Origin of the sequence: Streptomyces seoulensis (genome assembly GCF_022846655.1) — a bacterium.
GTDB lineage: Bacteria > Actinomycetota > Actinomycetes > Streptomycetales > Streptomycetaceae > Streptomyces.
In genome coordinates this window covers 5779163-5795373 of the sequence record NZ_AP025667.1, presented here as the reverse complement: position 1 = coordinate 5795373, position 16211 = coordinate 5779163, and the positions used below count along the sequence as shown (strand labels likewise).

Below are 16211 nucleotides of genomic sequence, written 5' to 3'. Positions count from 1 at the left end.
GATCACGTTGAAGATCGCTGTGGTGGACGGTCATTCGACCGGCCGTGCGCTGGTCTCGGCGCTGCGCGAGCGCGGGGCGGCCTGTGTCCATGTGCAGAGCTCACCGGAGATGTCCGCGTACTTCACGCGCGGCTTCCGGGCCGAGGACTACGAGACCCTCCTCGACGGGACGGCCGCACCGGAGGTGCTCGCCGCGCGTCTGACCGCGCTGGGCGTGGACCGGGTGGTGGCCGGCACCGAGTCGGGGGTCATCCTCGCCGACACCCTCACCCATCTGATGGGACTGCCCGGCAACCGCCACGACACGCTCACCGCCCGGCGCGACAAGCGGGTGATGGCGGACGCGGCGGCCGCCGCCGGGGTCGCCATGCCGCGCGGCGAGTCCTTCACGGACGCCATGGCGGCCATGGACTGGTACACCGGCAACGGTCTCGTCGAGGCCGTCGTCAAGCCGCCGAGCAGCGCCGGAACGGACAACGTGCGCTTCTGCCGCACCCGGGACGAGGTGCTCCTCGCCTGCAAGACGGTGCTCGCCTCCGAGAACCTCTACGGCGAGCCCAACACCGCGGCCCTGGTCCAGGAACGCGTACACGGCGTCGAGTACTACGCCAACTCCGTCTCGCACGACGGGCTGCACCGGGTGGCCGAACTCTGGCGCTACACCAAGCGGGCGGGCAGCGCGGGCTACCCGGTCTACGACTACGAGGAGCCGGTGCCCGTGGACTCGGCCGAGGCGGGGGTGCTGCGCCGCTTCGTCGGCGAGGCCCTCGACGCCCTCGGCATCGTCTCGGGCGCGGCGCACACCGAGGTCATGATGACCGCACGCGGCCCCGTCCTCATCGAGTCGGGTGCCCGGCTCGGCGGCGGCACCGCCCCCGCCGTCGTCGAACGGTGCGCCGGCACCTCCCAGACCCGCCTGCTCGCCGAGACGCTCCTCGACCCGCGCCGGCTGCGGGACTTCGACGACACGGCCGTCGGGTGGAGGGGCGCCGTGCGCAACGTCGCGCTGATCAACTCCCGTCCCGGCAAGGTCGGTTCGCTGGACTGGACGGCGCGCCTGGAGGCACTTCCCACCCTGGTGCACCTCGTGCACGGCGCCGTCGTGGGCGAGCACCTGGGGGAGACGGTCGACCTGATCAGCTCGCCGGGCTACGTCTACCTCGCCGACGAGGACCCCCGCGCGATCGAGCGCGACTACCGGGCGCTGCGTGCCCTGGAGGACGAGGGCCTCTACACCGGCTGAGGCCCGCACCACCCGGCGTGCCCCCGCCGGACCCCCGTACGGCAGGAACGGCCCGGACGACCCGGACCGCACGACACCGGCCCCGGCGCCCCGCGCATCGGACGGCCCGGACGGTGAGAGAGGAAAGAGATGACGCTGGCAGCAGGACCCGTCCCTGCCATCGGTCACGAGGAGGCGCTCGTCCTCCTCGTGCAGATCGGTGTGCTGCTGATCCTCGCGGTCGGCCTCGGCAGGCTCGCCGCGCGGCTGAACCTGCCGGCGGTGGTCGGCGAGCTGGTCGCCGGGGTCCTCCTCGGCCCCTCGCTGCTCGGCACCGCGTTCCCGGCGGTGTCACAGTGGCTGCTGCCGCGCGACCCGGAGCAGATGCACCTGCTCAGCGCGGTCGCCCAGCTCGGCGCGCTGCTTCTGGTGGGGGTCAGCGGGGCCCACATCGACCTGGGGCTGCTGCGGCGCGAGAGGGCGGCCGTGGCCTGGGTGAGCGCGGGCAGCGTGCTCCTGCCCCTGGCACTGGGCGTCGGCCTCGGCTTCCTGCTGCCGGTGTCGCTGCTCGGCAGCAACGGTGACCGGCCCACGTTCGCCCTGTTCATCGGCGTGGCCATCGCGGTCAGTGCCCTCCCGGTCATCGCCAAGACGCTCCTCGACATGGGGCTGATGCACCGTAACGTCGGCCAGCTCATCATCGGCGCGGCGGCCGTCAGCGACATCCTCGGCTGGCTGCTGCTGTCGGTGGTCTCCGCCATGGCGACCGCCGGATTCCGGGCCGGTGTCCTGGCGCGGTCGGTGGCCGCCCTGCTGCTGGTGCTCGCGCTGACCGCGTTCGTCGCACGGCCCCTGATCGGGCGGCTCATGCGCCGGGCCGAGCGGTCCGGGAACGGGGACACCGGCCTGTCGATCGCCGTGGTGCTGGTCGTGCTGGCCGGCGCCGGGACGCACGCCCTGGGGATGGAACCCGTCCTCGGCGCCTTCCTGTGCGGCACCGTCATCGGTTCGCTCGGCATCGGCGGACGCAGACACCTGCACGCGATGCGGCCGTTCGTCATGGCCGTCCTCGCCCCGCTGTTCCTCGCCACCGCCGGGCTCCAGGTCGACCTGAGCGCCCTGCGCCGGCCCCCCGTCCTGGTGGCCGCGCTGGTCACCCTGCTCGTGGCCGTGGGCGCCAAGTGCGCGGGCGGCTACATCGGAGCACGGCTCGGGAAGCTCGGCCACGACGAGGCCGTGGCCATCGGCGCCGGTCTCAACGCCCGCGGCGTCGTGGAGATCGTGCTGGCCTCGGTCGGGCTGAACATCGGGGTGCTCAACAGCGCCTCCTACACGGTCGTGGTCCTCGTGGCCATCGTCACCTCCGTCATGGCGCCACCGATCCTGCGCCGCACCACAGCACGCATGGCGCAGACCGCCGTCGAGACCCGGCGAGAACGGGAGTACGCCGCCCAGCCCGCCGCGTCCTGACGTCCCCCACACGTAACCTCCTCAAGGAGAGACCCTCCATGGCAATGCGTGGCGTGTCACACGTCGAACTGTTCGTACGGGACAAGGTCTCGACGGTCCGGCACCTGGTGTCCTCGCTCGGCTTCACCCACGTCGCCGACTGCGTCGAGGTGGACCGGAGTTCCGCCCTCCTGCGCCGCGGGCACGTCCAGGTGCTGGCCACCTCCGGCTGGGCCACCCGTGCGTTCATCGCCCGCAACGGCGAAGGTGTCGCCGGTGTCGCCGTCACCTGCGACGACGTTCCCTCGGCCGTGCGGGGTGCGCGGGCCCTGGGCGCCGAGGTCAGCGTTCTCGCGCACGGCGGCGCGACGGTCACCGGCATCGGCGACGTCGCGCACACCCTGCTGCCGGCCGACGGCCACGACCCCGGCGCCCCGCCCGTCGGCCGCCGCTGGGTGCCGCGCGACGGCGCCTGGCCGGCCGTCGGTGGCGCCTGGGCGCTGGAGCGCGTGACGCTGCGTCTCCCGGTGGCCCTGAGGGAGCGTTACACCATCTTCTGCGGCCGGGTGTTCGGTCTCGAGCGGCACCCCTCGCAGCGGTCCTCGCTGTACAGCGCGTCGGCGGGAGTGACCTTCGCGCTGGAGGAACAGCGGGCGCCGGTCCCTTCCGGGCCTCCGACGCGGGCCGCCGGGTCCCCGGTGGCCGAAGGCGTGACGGCGTACGGCCTCGCGTTCCGCACGCTTGTGGCACCGGTGCTGCGGTGAAGCCCGTGGAGGAGGCCGGGGCCATCGCCAGTCCGGGCTGGGACGGGCTGATACGCCGGGTCGCGTCGGACGCCGCCTCGCACGCGCCCGCCGTCGACGCGGTCCTCGACACCCTGATCGCCATGGGCGGCACCGTGCCGGTGGAACACGGGCTGGGCGCCCTGCCGCGCGAGTCGCGCGAACTGGTGGGCGTCCTGCGCACCCTGCCCTGCCTCGCCGTCATCCCGCGCGCGCCGGACGGCCCGGACGGGGACCGGGGCGCGGCCGAGGGGTACGGGGAGGGCCTGGCCGTCGGCATCACCGCGGACGGGCGGACGCATCTGGTGCGCCTGCCCGACGGGCTGGAGCCGGTCGCCGTGATCCGCGGTGCCACACCGGACGCCGCCCGGCGGCTCGCCGCCGCCCTGGACCGCTGGTGGTCCTTACGGGAGGCGGCCGACGCCGAACGGGAGGAGATCAGGCGCTGGCTGGCGGCTCGCGACCGGGCGGAGGTCGACGACCGGCTGCGCCACCTCGGGCACCTGCTGCTGCACATGGCACCGCTGCGGACGTTCGTCGGCGACACCTCCTTCACCAACCTCGGCAAGGGGAACCTGCCGGGCCGCTCGGTCGCCGCCGACCACGAGGCCAGCGTGCTGCGGCGGCTGCGCGCGGAGCCCGTGGAGCGGTGGAGCGCCGAGGAGGCCGCCTTCGTGGGCGTCTGCTGGGTCCTCATGGCCAGCGGCCCGCAGTCCCGGCTGGAGGAGGCCAACGGCATGTGCCTCGACCTGCCCTGGCTGTCCGACTTCCTCGCCGAGCGGGCGAGCCGGTACGGACTCGGAGCCGACGGCCGCGCCGGGAAGGACGCGCACGACATCGACGGCCTCCTCGGTCTCGCCGCGCGCCTCACCGAGCGCCGCGCGGGGCTGCTCCGCGAGGGCCGCACCTTCTACCGGGAGATCCACGGCGCGAGCCTCCACAAGGAGGAGCGGCTCCTGCCCGGCACCCCCAACCACCGGTCCCTCACCGTGGGAGGACACGCCTGGAGCATGTGGCCCGAGTCGGCGCCGTCCACGGCCCACATGGGCCGGCACGCGGCCCTCCGGGTCCGGCAGGCACCGGCCGCCGAACGCTCCGGCACCCGCGCCCTGACCCTGCACGACCTGCTCCGCGAGGTCACCGAGGCGACCCGCTCCGACGTCGCCCTGGCCCGCGGCCCCCGCGACCTGGCGCTCATCGACGACGACCCGGCCAGCGCCCTCGCCTTCGGCACCGGCGACTTCTACTGCTGTGTCGTGGCCGGGACGGAGTTCGCCGAGCGGCGCCGGGGCCAGGAGCCCCCGCTGCACCGGATACTCACCGCGTACAGCGCCCGGATGCGGTTCAACAGCTGGCACTACCTCCCGCACGTCCTCGGCCGCACCGACCAGGAACGCGACGACTGGTTCTTCGCCCCCACCATGCCCGACCTGACCCACGGCTCCCAGTGGCACCACACCGGGCACGTGAAGTTCGGCGTGCGGCACGCCATCCGGGTGCCGTTCGCCACCACTCTGGGCGGCCTCGAGCTGCCCGGCCTGCACGACCTGCGTCTGGTGCGGACCACTGACGAGCCGTACACCGTCCGGGAGCTGGAGACGGCCGTCGCCTTCGGACAGGTCCTGCGGGCCTTTCACGAGGACGCCTTCGCGGTCTGCCGGGACGCGGTGACCCAGTTCGACAACGCGTGGTTCCGGAGCGCCCATGACGAGTGAACCGCTGTCCGCCGAACCACTGTCTGCCGAATCACTGTCCGCGCATCTCCTCCTCGGCCGCTACGCGCGGGGGGAGCTGCGCCCCTCCGACCATGTCGCCGCCGTCCTCGACCGGATCGACGCCGGCGGCCCGGCCGGTTCGGCGTACGTCCTGCTGGACCGCGCGGGGGCCATGGCCGCGGCCCGCCGCGCCGACGCGGAGTTCCGCGCCGGCCGGCCCGCCGGCCCGCTGAGCGGTGTGCCCGTCTCCGTCAAGGACCTCCTGGACGTGGCGGGGCTGCCCACCGGGCGCGGCAGGGGCGGGCCCGCGCCCGGCCCCGCCACGCTCGACTCCCCGGTCGTCGCGGTGCTGCGCCGCGCGGGCGCGGTGATCGTGGGCAAGACCCGCACCTCCGAGGACGGGTGGTCCGCCAGCACGGTCGGGCCGTCCGGGCCCGCCACCGTCAACCCCGTGTGCCCGGACCGCACCAGCGGCGGTTCGAGCGGCGGGGCGGCCGTGGCCGTGGCGACCGGGACCGGCCCCATCGCGATCGGCACGGACGGAGCCGGGTCGGTGCGGATACCCGCCGCCTGGTGCGGGGTCGTCGGCTTCAAGCCGACCTGGCAGCGCTGGGACTACGGCCCCCGCGGAGACCGTCTGTCGCACGTCGGCTCGCTCACCGCGTCCGTCGAGGACGCCCTCCTCATGGACGCCCTCGTCACCTCCGCCCCGCTTTCGCCCGACCCGGCGCCCCGGCCGCCCCGGCGCCCGGACCTGGTGTGGCCGGTGCTGTCCCGCGCGTCCCACCTCGACGCCACGCTGCGCGCACGGCTCGCCGAACTGCTGGACGGACCCGTCCCCGAGGTGCGGCTGGACACCGGCGACGCCCACCGGGCGCTGGCGGACCTGCTGTCGGCGGGGGAGTATCCGCGCCTGGCCGACGGGCCGCTGTGGCCCGGACACGACCAGGTCGCCCGGTGGGGAGCCGACGTGCCGGAGAGCGGACTGCGCGCGGCGGAGGCCACCTGCCGGCGTCTGACGGCCGCGGTCGACGAGGCGCTCGCCGGCCACGACGCGCTCGCGCTGCCCACCGTGGCCGTCCCCGCCTTCGGACGGGACGAGGAGTTCCCCGCGGGTACCGCCGCGCGGGACTGGCTCGCCTGGGCGGAGCACACCTTCGTCACCAATCTGACCGGACATCCCGCCGTCAGCGTCCCGCTGGGCACCGGCCCCGACGGCATGCCGGCCGGGCTCCAGCTCATCGGCCGCCGGGACGGCGACCGGGCCCTGCTGTCCCTCGCCCGCGACGTGCGGGACCGCTGGGAGAACCGCACGACGAGGAAGGCGACACCATGAAGACAGACGACCGCGACGAATCGCGGGCGACGGCCTCCGGCATGGGAGCCGGCACGAGCACGCGTCCGGGCGCCGTCACCTCCGGCGCCGGGGACACCGCCGCCGTCCTGGCGGCGGCCCGCACGGTGAGCGTCGTCCACGTGCTCTACGGCGACCCGCACGGAATCGCCCGCTCCAAGGCCCTGTCCCCCGGTGCCTTCGCCGACGCGCTCCAGGACGGCGTCGACTTCAGCCCCGGCCCGCTCGTCTTCGACACCGGCCACGCGATCGCGGTGAGCATCGACGACACCGCCTTCGTGAGCGAACTGCGCGGCGCGGGCGACATGGTCGTCGTCCCCGACCTCGGCACCTGGACCGTCACCGAGAGCGGCGGGCGCCGTGTCGGCTGGGTCATCGGCGACGAGCGGCTGCGCGGCGGAGACCCCCACCCGCTCTCCAGCCGCCGGGTCCTGCGCGAGACCGTCCAGCGCGCCGCACGGCACGGCTGGACGCCCGTCATCGGGATCGAGCTGGAGTTCTACCTGCTGCGCCGGCTCCACGAGCACTACGCCGGCACCCCCGGCGGCTTCGGCGTCCAGGGTGTCCCCGAACCGGTCGCCGTGATCGACGGGGGGTACCAGTTCAACTCCACGCGCCTGCTGGAGGCCGCCCTCGACCTCCTCACCCCGCTGTGGGAGCCGCTGGAGGCGCTCGGCGCCCGGCTGCGGACCGTCGAGCACGAGTCGGGCCCCGGCCAGCTCGAGATCACCTTCGCACCGCAGGACGCCCTCGCGGCCGCCGACACCGTACTGATGCTGCGCACCTGGCTGAAGTGCTTCACCCGGCCGCACGGGCTGCACGTGTCCTTCATGGGCCTGCCCGCCGTCGACCGCGGCGACCCCAGCGGCTGGCATCTGCACCAGTCGGGCCTGCGCGCGGACGGCACCCCCTGGTTCGCAGGCGGGGCGGACGGCGAACTCGGGCCGGAGGGACGCAGTTACGTCGCGGGCCTCGTGCGCCGGGCCGCCGACTTCGCGCTGCTGAGCAACGGCACGGTCAACGCGTACCACCGCTTCGCGCCCGAGCACACGCTCTCCCCGACCCGGCTGGGCTGGGCCCGCGAGGACCGGGGCGCCCTGATCCGGGTCGCGGACGGCGGGGCCCCGCACTCCGCGCACGCGGAGAACCGCGTGGGCGACCCCACCGCCAACCCCTACCTCTACATCGCCGCGCAGATCTCCTCCGGCGTGGAGGGCGTGGTCGACGCGCTGCCCCTCGGCCCCGAGGCGCGGCGCCCCCAGCAGGAGGGTGAATCGCTGCCGCGCGATCTCGGCGAAGCCGTCGAGCGGTTCGAGTCGTCCAAGGCCGCGCGGGAACTGGTCGGCCACGACCTCCACCGGGCGCTCGTCGAGCTCAAGCGCAGCGAGTGGAACCGGTTCACCGAGGCGGCGGGGGAGTTTCACCACGGGCGGGTAAGCGAATGGGAAGCATGTGAATACAGTGACGAGTACTGAGAACTCCTACCGCGTCGAGGTCCTGGACAGCGTCGAGGATCTGCCGCCGGAGTGCGCGCACATGGCCGCCGAGCTGGGCCTGTCCACGTTCTACTACGGCACCGAGTTCCTGCGCGCCTACGAGCGCGAGCCGATCCAGCAGGTGCACCACACCCGCTACCTCCTCGTCCGGGACACCGCCGACCGGGTGATCGCCTTCGTGCCCTGCTATGTGCAGGGAGACCCCCTGCGGGCCCTGAACCTGGCCGAAGGCGAGGTCGTCCTGCTCAGCCACGTCTGGCACTGCTCCGACAGCCGGCTGGCCAGCCGCAGCGAGGACCCGGCCGTCGCCGTGGCGGTGGAACGCGCCATGCGCGCACTGGCCCGCGAGCTCGGCGCCGGGCGCTACGGGTTCATCAACGTCGCCGCAGGGGGCCCGACGGCGCAGATGCTGCGCGCGGCCGGCTTCACCCCCCGGCACATCGACACCCGCTACGTCATCGACCTCGCCGCCGCCGGGGACTTCGACGGGTACCTCAAGGGCCTCCGGCCCAACGCCCGCGGCGAGTACCGGCGTCAGCTCAACCGGGCCCGCGACGCGGGCGTGGTCACGTCGGTGCGGGTGCCCGAGGGCGCCGAGGACCCGGCGAGCCTCGACCTCTTCGAGAAGCTGATGGCCAACGTCGGCTCGGCGGGCTACTACGACAAGGAACGCATCTCGCGCTTCCTCACCCACGTCCCCTCCGGCGCCCGGATCGTCGAGGTGCACCAGGACGGCGAACTCCTCGCCAAGTCCGTCGTCTTCCTCGAGGAGACGAAGATCCACGCCTGGGCCGGCGGCTACGACCGCTACGCGGACGAGGACGCCAAGCGCCCCTTCAGCAGCTACTACGTGCTCATCGCCGCGATCCTCAGGCTCGGATTCGAGGCCGGCGTCCGCTACTTCGAGGGCGGCCGCCGCAACGGCCCCTTCAAGGAGCGGTACGGCATGAGCCCGGTCGAACTCGACGCCTACATCAAGGAGGTCGCCCCGTGACGGGTCCCGCCCCGCACGCCGCACGCTGGATGACACCGTCGGACCTCGCCGCCTTCGCCGCCCTCCTCGTCCCGGCCGTCCCCGCGCGGGAGGCCCTCGGCCCGGCGGACGTGTACGTCCTCGGCGACGGACCCGACGCGGACGCCTGCGTCACCCGGCTGCGCGAGGGTCTGGAGCCCTTCGGGCTGCGCGTCGTACCGGTGCCCGACCCCCGGCCGGGCGTGCGCCTCGTCGCCACGCACCGCCCCGGCCCGCCGGCCACCTGGTCCGGCGCGGAGGCGGACGAACTGGTGGCGGACGTACGGGCCGAACGCCTCGGCCACTGGGCCGGCCTCGCCACCGCCCCACCGCGCCTGCGCACGCTGCACCGGCCCGGCTCCGACTCCACCGGCGTCGTCGAATTCGACTGCGCCGAGGGCACGTTCGTCGCCAAGACGGGCCCCGAGGACGTCATGCTCGCCGAGGAGGAGCACGTCCGGCGCGCCCACGACGGCGGCGGCCGCATCTTCCCCACCCCGCGCGGCTACGACGTCCGGGCCGGCTCGGCCACCCGCGTCATGGACGCCGTGCGCGAGGCCGGACTCGTCGAGACGATGTTCCGGCGCGGCCCGGACGGCCTCCTGCGTGCCGACCCCGACCGGCTGGACGCCCTCGGCGACCACCTGGACGTGCTGACCCGATGGCACGGGAGCACGCTCGCCGACGGCGAACCGGAGGTCGCCCCCTACCTGTACGTGGACCGCTTCAGGGACCTGCCGGAGTCCGAGGCGTGCGCGTCCCTCGGGGCGCGGGTGCTGGGCCGCGCCGCCTACGCCCACGCCTTCGAGACCCCGGTCCTGCTGCCCGACGGCAGCCGCGCCGACTACCGCGAACTGGTCTCCTGGGCCGAGGACACGTACCCGAAGTGGCGCCCGGTCCGGTCGTCCCTCGTGCACGGCGACATCTTCACCAGCAACCTCATGCGGGGGCAGGACGGCGAGCCCCGGTTCATCGACCCCCGCAGCGCCTGGGACGGCGTCGCCGAGGCCCCGGCGGGCCGCGGCGACCCGGTCTTCGACCTCGGCACCCTCCTGCACGCGATCTCGCCGATGGTCACCGTCCTGGACGCCTGCGAGCGCGGCGCCGCGGCGGCGCTCCTGCCCGCGGGCGTGCCCGGTGACGGTCCCGTCGACGCCACGGCCGCCGTGCCCGTCGCGGACGACCCGGCGCGCGCCGTCCTCCTCGGCCGCCTGGAACGGCTCACCGCCGACTGGGGCGACGCCGGGGTCCTCACCCGCCTCCATCTCGCCTCCGCGTGCAGCCTCCTTGGCTGGCTGAAGTACGCGAAGGTCCTGCGCACCCCCGAGGCATGGTGGTCGGTCTTCCTCGCGGCCGTCGCCGACCTCGCCCGCGCCCGCCGCGTCCACGACGGACTCGGTGCCCCGTTCACCCACGACAGCACCCGGAAGGGCGGTCAACCCCGATGACCATCGACTACGACCAGATCGCAGGCGAGTACGCGCAGCACCGCCGCGCCTACCCCGAACTCGTGGAACACCTCGCCTCGCTGGTCCCGCAGGGCGGCACCGTCGCCGAGATCGGCTGCGGCACCGCGAACCACCTGCGGGGGATCGCCGCGCTGGTGGACTGCACCGCCGTGGGCCTCGACCCGCACGAGAAGATGCTGGAGGTGGCGGCCGCCGCCGAGGCGGGCGACCGCGCGACCTATGTGCGCGGCACGGCGGAGGACCTCTCCGTGCTCGGCATCCCGGCCGGCGGCGCCGACCTCGTCTTCAGCGTCGACATGGTGCACTACCTCGACGACCCGGCGCGCTACGCCGCCCAGGCGTGGGAGCGGCTGCGGCCCGGCGGCTGGTTCTGCACGGCCACGGACTCCGAGTGGATCATCCGCAACCGGCTGCCCATGACCGCGTACTTCCCCGGCACCATCCCCCTCGAACTCGAACGCCACCACGCCATCGAGGTTCTGGAGAAGGCGTACCGCGCGGCCGGATTCACCGACCCCGGCACCCGCGTCTTCGGCGAGGAGGGCACGCTCGCGGACGCCACCCGCTTCCGGGACAAGGCCAACTCCGTGATGCATCTGCTGCCCGAGGACGAATGGCGCTCGGGCCTGGAGCGCCTGGAGGCCGACCTGGAGCGCGGACCGGTGCCGTCGAACAACAGGACGTGCCTGCTGACGGTGAGGAAGCCGCTTTGATCGCGCGCTACGTCACGCCGGAGATGGCCGCGCTGCTCGGTGACGGGCACCGCTACGACACCTGGCGCAAGGTCGAGGAGGCCGTCTGCGCCGCCTACGTCGAACTCGGCCTGATGCCGGCGAAGGTGCTGGCGGACGTCCGCGCCTCGGACTCCCCGACGGTCGAGGCCGTCCGCTTCGAGGAGGTCCGGCGCGACCACGAGATCCTCGGCTTCCTCGAAGCCTGGGCCCCGCTCATCCCGGACGGCAGCGCCGCCATGGTGCACCGGGGGCTGACCAGTTACGACCTGGTCGACACCGCCAACGCGATCATCCTGAAGGAGGCGGGTGAACTCCTGCTGGCCGGGTGCGAGGAGCTGCTCGCGGTCTTCCGCGACCGGATCACCCGGTACTGGGCCACCCCGTGCCTGGGCCGCACCCACGGCATGGCCGCCCAGGCGACGACCTTCGGCCACCGGCTGGCCACCGTTGCCCTGGAACTGAACCGGGCGGTGGAGGTGCTGCGCCGGGCCGTGGAGGCGGTGGCCGTCGGCACCATATCCGGCGCGGTGGGCACCTATGTCGAACTGCCCCTGGAACTCGAGTCGTCGGTGCTCGACGCCCTCGGGGTCGGACGCGAACCGCTCGCGAGCCAGGTCGTCGGACGCGACCGGCACGCCCAGCTCGCCTCGGCGCTCGCCCTGGTCAGCGCCGTCGTCGAACACCTCGCGCTCGACCTGCGCCTGCTGTCGCAGACCGGTGTGGAGGAGGTCGAGGAGCCCCGTCCGCCGCTGTACCAGGGGTCGAGCATCATGCCCCACAAGCACAACCCCACCGGCAGCGAGCGGCTGTGCGGCCTGTCCCGCCTCGTCCGGGGGCACGCCACGGCCGTCCTGGAGACGGTGGCCCTCTGGAACGAGCGCGACCTGTCCAACTCGTGCGTGGAACGCGTCGCCCTGGCGGACGCGCTCAGCGTCACCGAGTACCAGGTGACGTTCGCGGCCCGACTGCTGCGCGGGCTGGTGGTCCGCGAGGACGTCATGCTCGCCAACCTCCGGCAGGCCGCCGTACGGCTCGGCAGCCCCCGTGCCATGACGGACCTCATCGACGCCGGCGCGAGCCGCGAGGAGGCGTACCGCCGGGTCCAGGCGGCCGTCGACAGCGACGACCCGGCCGCCCTGGCCGCCGTCGGGCTCACCGGGCGCGACACCCTCGACGAGGCCGAGCTGCGGCGGGTGCTGCCCCACCGCGACGAACTGTACGAACGAGTCATGAAGGAACTGGGATGACCATCAGCTACGGAACCGAATCGCCACGCGACGCCGACGTCGAGGAGATCGCCCGCGTCTACCGGGAGTCCGGCCTCGCCGAACGCAGGCCCGTGGAGGACACCGAGCGGTTCACCGCGATGATCCGCGGGGCGGGCCTCCTCCTCGTCGCCCGCGAGGACGGCCGCGCCGTCGGCGTGGCGCGGTGCCTGACCGACGACTCCTACGTCACCTACGTCAGTGACATCGCCGTCAGCGCGAGCCACCAGCGCACGGGCGTCGGCAAGGCCCTCCTCGACGAGATCGAGCGGCAGGTACCGGGCGTCAAGCTCGTCCTGCTCTCGGCCCCGGACGCGCGGGAGTACTACCCCAAGGTCGGCTTCGACCAGCACCCCTCCGCGTGGACCCGGCAGCCCGCTCAGGAGTGGAAGCGTGGCTAGGCCCCCGCTGGTCGGCATCACCACCTACCAGGAGCAGGCGGTCTGGCGCGGCTGGGACCGCAGCGCCTCGCTCGTCCCGCGTGACTTCATCGATCCCCTGTACGCCGCCGGCGCCGCCGTCTGCCTGCTCCCGCCCGGCACGGACGACGAACACACGCTGCGGGCGGCGGACGGGATCGACGCCCTGGTCCTGGTCGGCGGCGCGGACATCGACCCGCGCATGTACGGCGGCGGGCCCGAGGGCTCGTCCCGCGACCGCGCCGAACGCGCCCTGCTGCTCAGGGCGCTGGCGGCCGACCTGCCGGTGCTGGGGATCTGCCGGGGCATGCAGATGATCAACGTCTGCCTCGGGGGCACGCTCGTACCGCACCTGCCCGACAAGCTCGGCACCGAAGAGCACCAGCCGCCGGAGCCGGTCTTCGTGCCGAAGCGGGTGACGCTCGACCCCGAGCGGATGCCCGGCAGCGTGGTGGGCGGCCACTGGGACGTACCGTGCTTCCATCACCAGGCGATCGACGCGCTCGGCACGGGCGTGCTCGCGACCGGCTGGACCGAGGACGGGGTGATCGAGGCGGTGTGTGTGCCCGAGCGGCGTTTCGTGGTGGGTGTCCAGGGACATCCGGAAGCCGCGCCCGTCCAGGAGCTGTTCGGGGCCTTCGTCGAGGCGGCGGCGGAGCGGCGGACCAACCGTGACGGTGTACGGGAACGGACGAGGAGCGTGAACGCCGCATGACGGCCGACCGGATGACGGACCTCTTACGGGGCAGCCACTTCGCCCAGCGCGTCGAACACGCCAGGCGCGGCTCGGGGCAGTGCTACGCCCCCTGGCCGCCCGGCGCCCCCGGGCAGCCGCCCGGCCTGCTGCCCGGGAAGTGGGAACTGACCGCGTTCCGCGGCCTGGTGGCGGCCCGCGACCGCGCCGGACAGGACGGCACCGGCGCGGTCTACATCGGCGAGGACTCCCTGCGCTTCGTCGACACGATCCTCGACGCCCGGCCCACCGGCCGGGCGGTGGACGTGGGCTGCGGATCGGGGATCACCAGCTCCGCCCTCGCCCGCACCTGCGACGAGGTGATCGCGGTCGACGTCCAGCAGGTGTGCCTGGACGCCACCGCGCTGTCGGGCACCCTCAACGGCAGCGCCGACCGCGTCCACCCCTGGCACGGCGACGTCTTCGCCGGCCTCGGCACCGGCGGGACGGCCGACCTCGGCACGTCGGGCCCCTTCGGCTGCGTCGCCGCGAACCTGCCGTACGCCCCCGTGCCGCCCGGCCTCGCCTACTCGGCCGCGGGCAACGGCGGGCCGGACGGGCTGGACCTCAACCGGCTGCTGCTGCGGTCCGCGCCCGGTCTGCTCGATCCTCGTACCGGCATGCTCGTGACGCGCTTCCACTCCCTCGGGGACGCGTCCGGCCCGATACTGCTGCACGAGATCCGCGAGTTCGCCGCGCGCACCGGCCACGACGTGGCCGTGGTGGCGGACGGGCGGACCTCCTCCCTGGTCCGCGCCGCGCTCACGGCCGTGCACGCCGCCCGCCACAACCCGGACCTGGCGGCGGCCGAGGTGCTCCGGCTCGTCGACGCCCACCAGGAGAAGCTCGGCATGCCGTACGTGTACGCCTGCTCCCTGGTGAGCCGGGCGGGCGGCTCCGGGACGGTGACCTTCACCGACCTGTCGTCCCCGGTCAGCTCCGACACCCCGGTCCTGGCCGTACCCGGTGCGTCCCCCGAGTCCGTGCGCGCCGCCGTACGGCTCTACCAGAACCGCACCACCGACCTCCCGGACGGCTTCTGGGAACTGGGCGGCACCGCGGACGTGGAGGGTCCGCCGGAGCGTCTGCCGCAACTGCTGGGGGCCCTGGACGGAGTACCGTCCGGACCGCGCACGGCGCTGACGCTCGCCGAACTGGTCTTCGCGGACCGGTTCGCGGCGGACGCCATCCGGGCGCGCGCCCTGTACGTGACGACCGAAGTGATGCTCGGCTGCCTCGCGGAGGCAGGCGTGGTGAGGAGCGGGACCGGCGAGTGAGCACTGAACCGACGACCGGGCGCACGGCCGGCGAACGCTATCTGGGGGCGGTCCTCCTCCTCGCGCTGGGCGCGTTCGCCGTGGGCACGGACAGCTACATCATCAGCGGCATCCTGCCCGCGATCGCCGGTGAGTTCAGGATCGCCGAAGGGGTGACCGGGCAACTGGTCACCGTCTTCGCGCTCAGCTACGCGATCAGCGCGCCGGTACTGACGACCCTGACGGCCGCCTTCGGGCGGCGCCTGCTGCTGCAGACCGCCCTCGGGGTCTTCCTGCTGGCCAACGTGCTCGGAGCGCTCGCCCCGACGTACGGGGTGCTGCTCGTCGCGCGGGTGCTGGCCGGCGCCGGCGCCGCGATGTACATGAACACGGCGGTGGCGGTGGCCACCGCCGTCGCCGGGGACAGCCGGCGGGGCCGGGCGGTCTCGCTGGTCCTCGGCGGCCTCACCCTGGCCACCGCCTTCGGCGTCCCGCTGGGCTCGCTCGTCGGCAACCTCGGGTCGTGGCGGGGCACCCTCGGGCTGACCGCCGCCCTGGCGGCCGTGGCGATGGCCGGGCTCGCGCTCATCCTCCCGGCCACGGCCGCGCCCCCCGCCGTCAGCATGAGCCGCCGGCTGCGGGTCGCGGCCCGGCCGGGCGTCCTCGTCGCGGTGACGGCCAACACCCTCGTGGTGGGCGGCAGTTTCGTCGTCTTCACCTACCTCGCCGTGCTCACCCGGGCCGTGACCCCGCTCAGCGAGGCCGGGATCAGCGCCGTCCTGCTCGTGTGGGGCGTCGCGGCGGCGGCCGGCAACGCCGCCGGTGGCCGCTCCTGCGACCGCCGCGGCTCCGAACGCACCTACCTGTACGGCGTCGGCGGGGTGGCGGCCTCCTTCGTCGCCCTGGGGACCGTGGCCCTCGCGGCCCCGCGCGGGCACACGGCCACCACGGCCCTGTTCCTCCTCTGCACCCTCGTCTGGAGCGGCCTCTACTGGCTGATCCCGGGCGCGCAGGTGCAGCGCGTGATGCTCCGGGCGCCCGACGCCCCGGTGGTCGCCGTCTCCGTCAGCAGCGCCTCCTCCTACCTCGGAGTCGCCCTCGGCGGCGCGGTCGGCGGCGCGACGCTTCAGTACGCCTCCGCGCAGGTGCTGCCCTGGACCGGCTGCGCGCTGGCGCTCTGCGCTCTGCTCGTCGTCGTCCGGGACCGGTACCAGGCCCCCGAAGCGCTCCCGGACGCGACGAAGGAGCCGAGCGGCTCCACCGTGCGGGAGACGCTCGACACCTGAGGCACGGACGGCCCCGCGG

14 protein-coding genes are annotated in these 16211 nt (G+C 74.2%); all 14 read left to right on the top strand.

What is annotated here, in order from left to right:
• Positions 1-7: 7 nt before the first annotated feature.
• The 14 genes from HEK131_RS26475 (at position 8) to HEK131_RS26410 (ending at position 16192) form a co-directional block, all read left to right on the top strand.
• Positions 8-1243: a hypothetical protein gene (locus HEK131_RS26475; RefSeq protein ID WP_244337269.1), complete on the top strand. Its 1236-nt coding sequence runs from the start codon at positions 8-10 to the stop codon at positions 1241-1243.
• 129 nt (positions 1244-1372) lie between these two features.
• Positions 1373-2692, top strand: a complete 1320-nt coding sequence (locus tag HEK131_RS26470; RefSeq protein ID WP_244337267.1) for a cation:proton antiporter — start codon at positions 1373-1375, stop codon at positions 2690-2692.
• A 38-nt stretch (positions 2693-2730) separates the two neighbouring features.
• Positions 2731-3435, top strand: coding sequence for a VOC family protein (locus tag HEK131_RS26465; RefSeq protein WP_244337265.1), 705 nt, complete (start codon positions 2731-2733; stop codon positions 3433-3435).
• Positions 3432-5168: a hypothetical protein gene (locus HEK131_RS26460; protein ID WP_244337261.1), complete on the top strand. Its 1737-nt coding sequence runs from the start codon at positions 3432-3434 to the stop codon at positions 5166-5168. Before HEK131_RS26465 ends, HEK131_RS26460 begins: the two co-directional genes overlap by 4 nt.
• Positions 5158-6504: an amidase gene (locus HEK131_RS26455; RefSeq protein WP_244337259.1), complete on the top strand. Its 1347-nt coding sequence runs from the start codon at positions 5158-5160 to the stop codon at positions 6502-6504. The genes HEK131_RS26460 and HEK131_RS26455 overlap by 11 nt, the downstream gene beginning before the upstream one ends.
• Positions 6501-7997 (top strand): glutamine synthetase family protein, encoded by a 1497-nt coding sequence (locus HEK131_RS26450; protein WP_244337257.1) that lies wholly within the window; start codon positions 6501-6503, stop codon positions 7995-7997. The genes HEK131_RS26455 and HEK131_RS26450 overlap by 4 nt, the downstream gene beginning before the upstream one ends.
• The gene (locus HEK131_RS26445; RefSeq protein ID WP_217461016.1) at positions 7984-9012 is read left to right on the top strand and encodes a GNAT family N-acetyltransferase; all 1029 of its coding nucleotides are present in this window, start codon (positions 7984-7986) and stop codon (positions 9010-9012) included. Before HEK131_RS26450 ends, HEK131_RS26445 begins: the two co-directional genes overlap by 14 nt.
• Positions 9009-10478: a phosphotransferase family protein gene (locus tag HEK131_RS26440; protein WP_244337255.1), complete on the top strand. Its 1470-nt coding sequence runs from the start codon at positions 9009-9011 to the stop codon at positions 10476-10478. Before HEK131_RS26445 ends, HEK131_RS26440 begins: the two co-directional genes overlap by 4 nt.
• The gene (locus HEK131_RS26435; protein ID WP_244337253.1) at positions 10475-11212 is read left to right on the top strand and encodes a class I SAM-dependent methyltransferase; all 738 of its coding nucleotides are present in this window, start codon (positions 10475-10477) and stop codon (positions 11210-11212) included. The genes HEK131_RS26440 and HEK131_RS26435 overlap by 4 nt, the downstream gene beginning before the upstream one ends.
• Complete coding sequence (locus HEK131_RS26430) at positions 11209-12480, top strand: lyase family protein (RefSeq protein WP_244337251.1); 1272 nt, start codon at positions 11209-11211, stop codon at positions 12478-12480. The genes HEK131_RS26435 and HEK131_RS26430 overlap by 4 nt, the downstream gene beginning before the upstream one ends.
• Positions 12477-12899, top strand: coding sequence for a GNAT family N-acetyltransferase (locus HEK131_RS26425; RefSeq protein ID WP_244337249.1), 423 nt, complete (start codon positions 12477-12479; stop codon positions 12897-12899). The genes HEK131_RS26430 and HEK131_RS26425 overlap by 4 nt, the downstream gene beginning before the upstream one ends.
• On the top strand, positions 12892-13632 hold the full coding sequence (locus HEK131_RS26420) for a gamma-glutamyl-gamma-aminobutyrate hydrolase family protein (protein WP_217461011.1): 741 nt from the start codon (positions 12892-12894) through the stop codon (positions 13630-13632). The genes HEK131_RS26425 and HEK131_RS26420 overlap by 8 nt, the downstream gene beginning before the upstream one ends.
• On the top strand, positions 13629-14927 hold the full coding sequence (locus HEK131_RS26415) for a 50S ribosomal protein L11 methyltransferase (RefSeq protein WP_244337247.1): 1299 nt from the start codon (positions 13629-13631) through the stop codon (positions 14925-14927). Before HEK131_RS26420 ends, HEK131_RS26415 begins: the two co-directional genes overlap by 4 nt.
• Positions 14924-16192, top strand: coding sequence for an MFS transporter (locus tag HEK131_RS26410; RefSeq protein WP_244337245.1), 1269 nt, complete (start codon positions 14924-14926; stop codon positions 16190-16192). The genes HEK131_RS26415 and HEK131_RS26410 overlap by 4 nt, the downstream gene beginning before the upstream one ends.
• Positions 16193-16211: the final 19 nt, after the last annotated feature.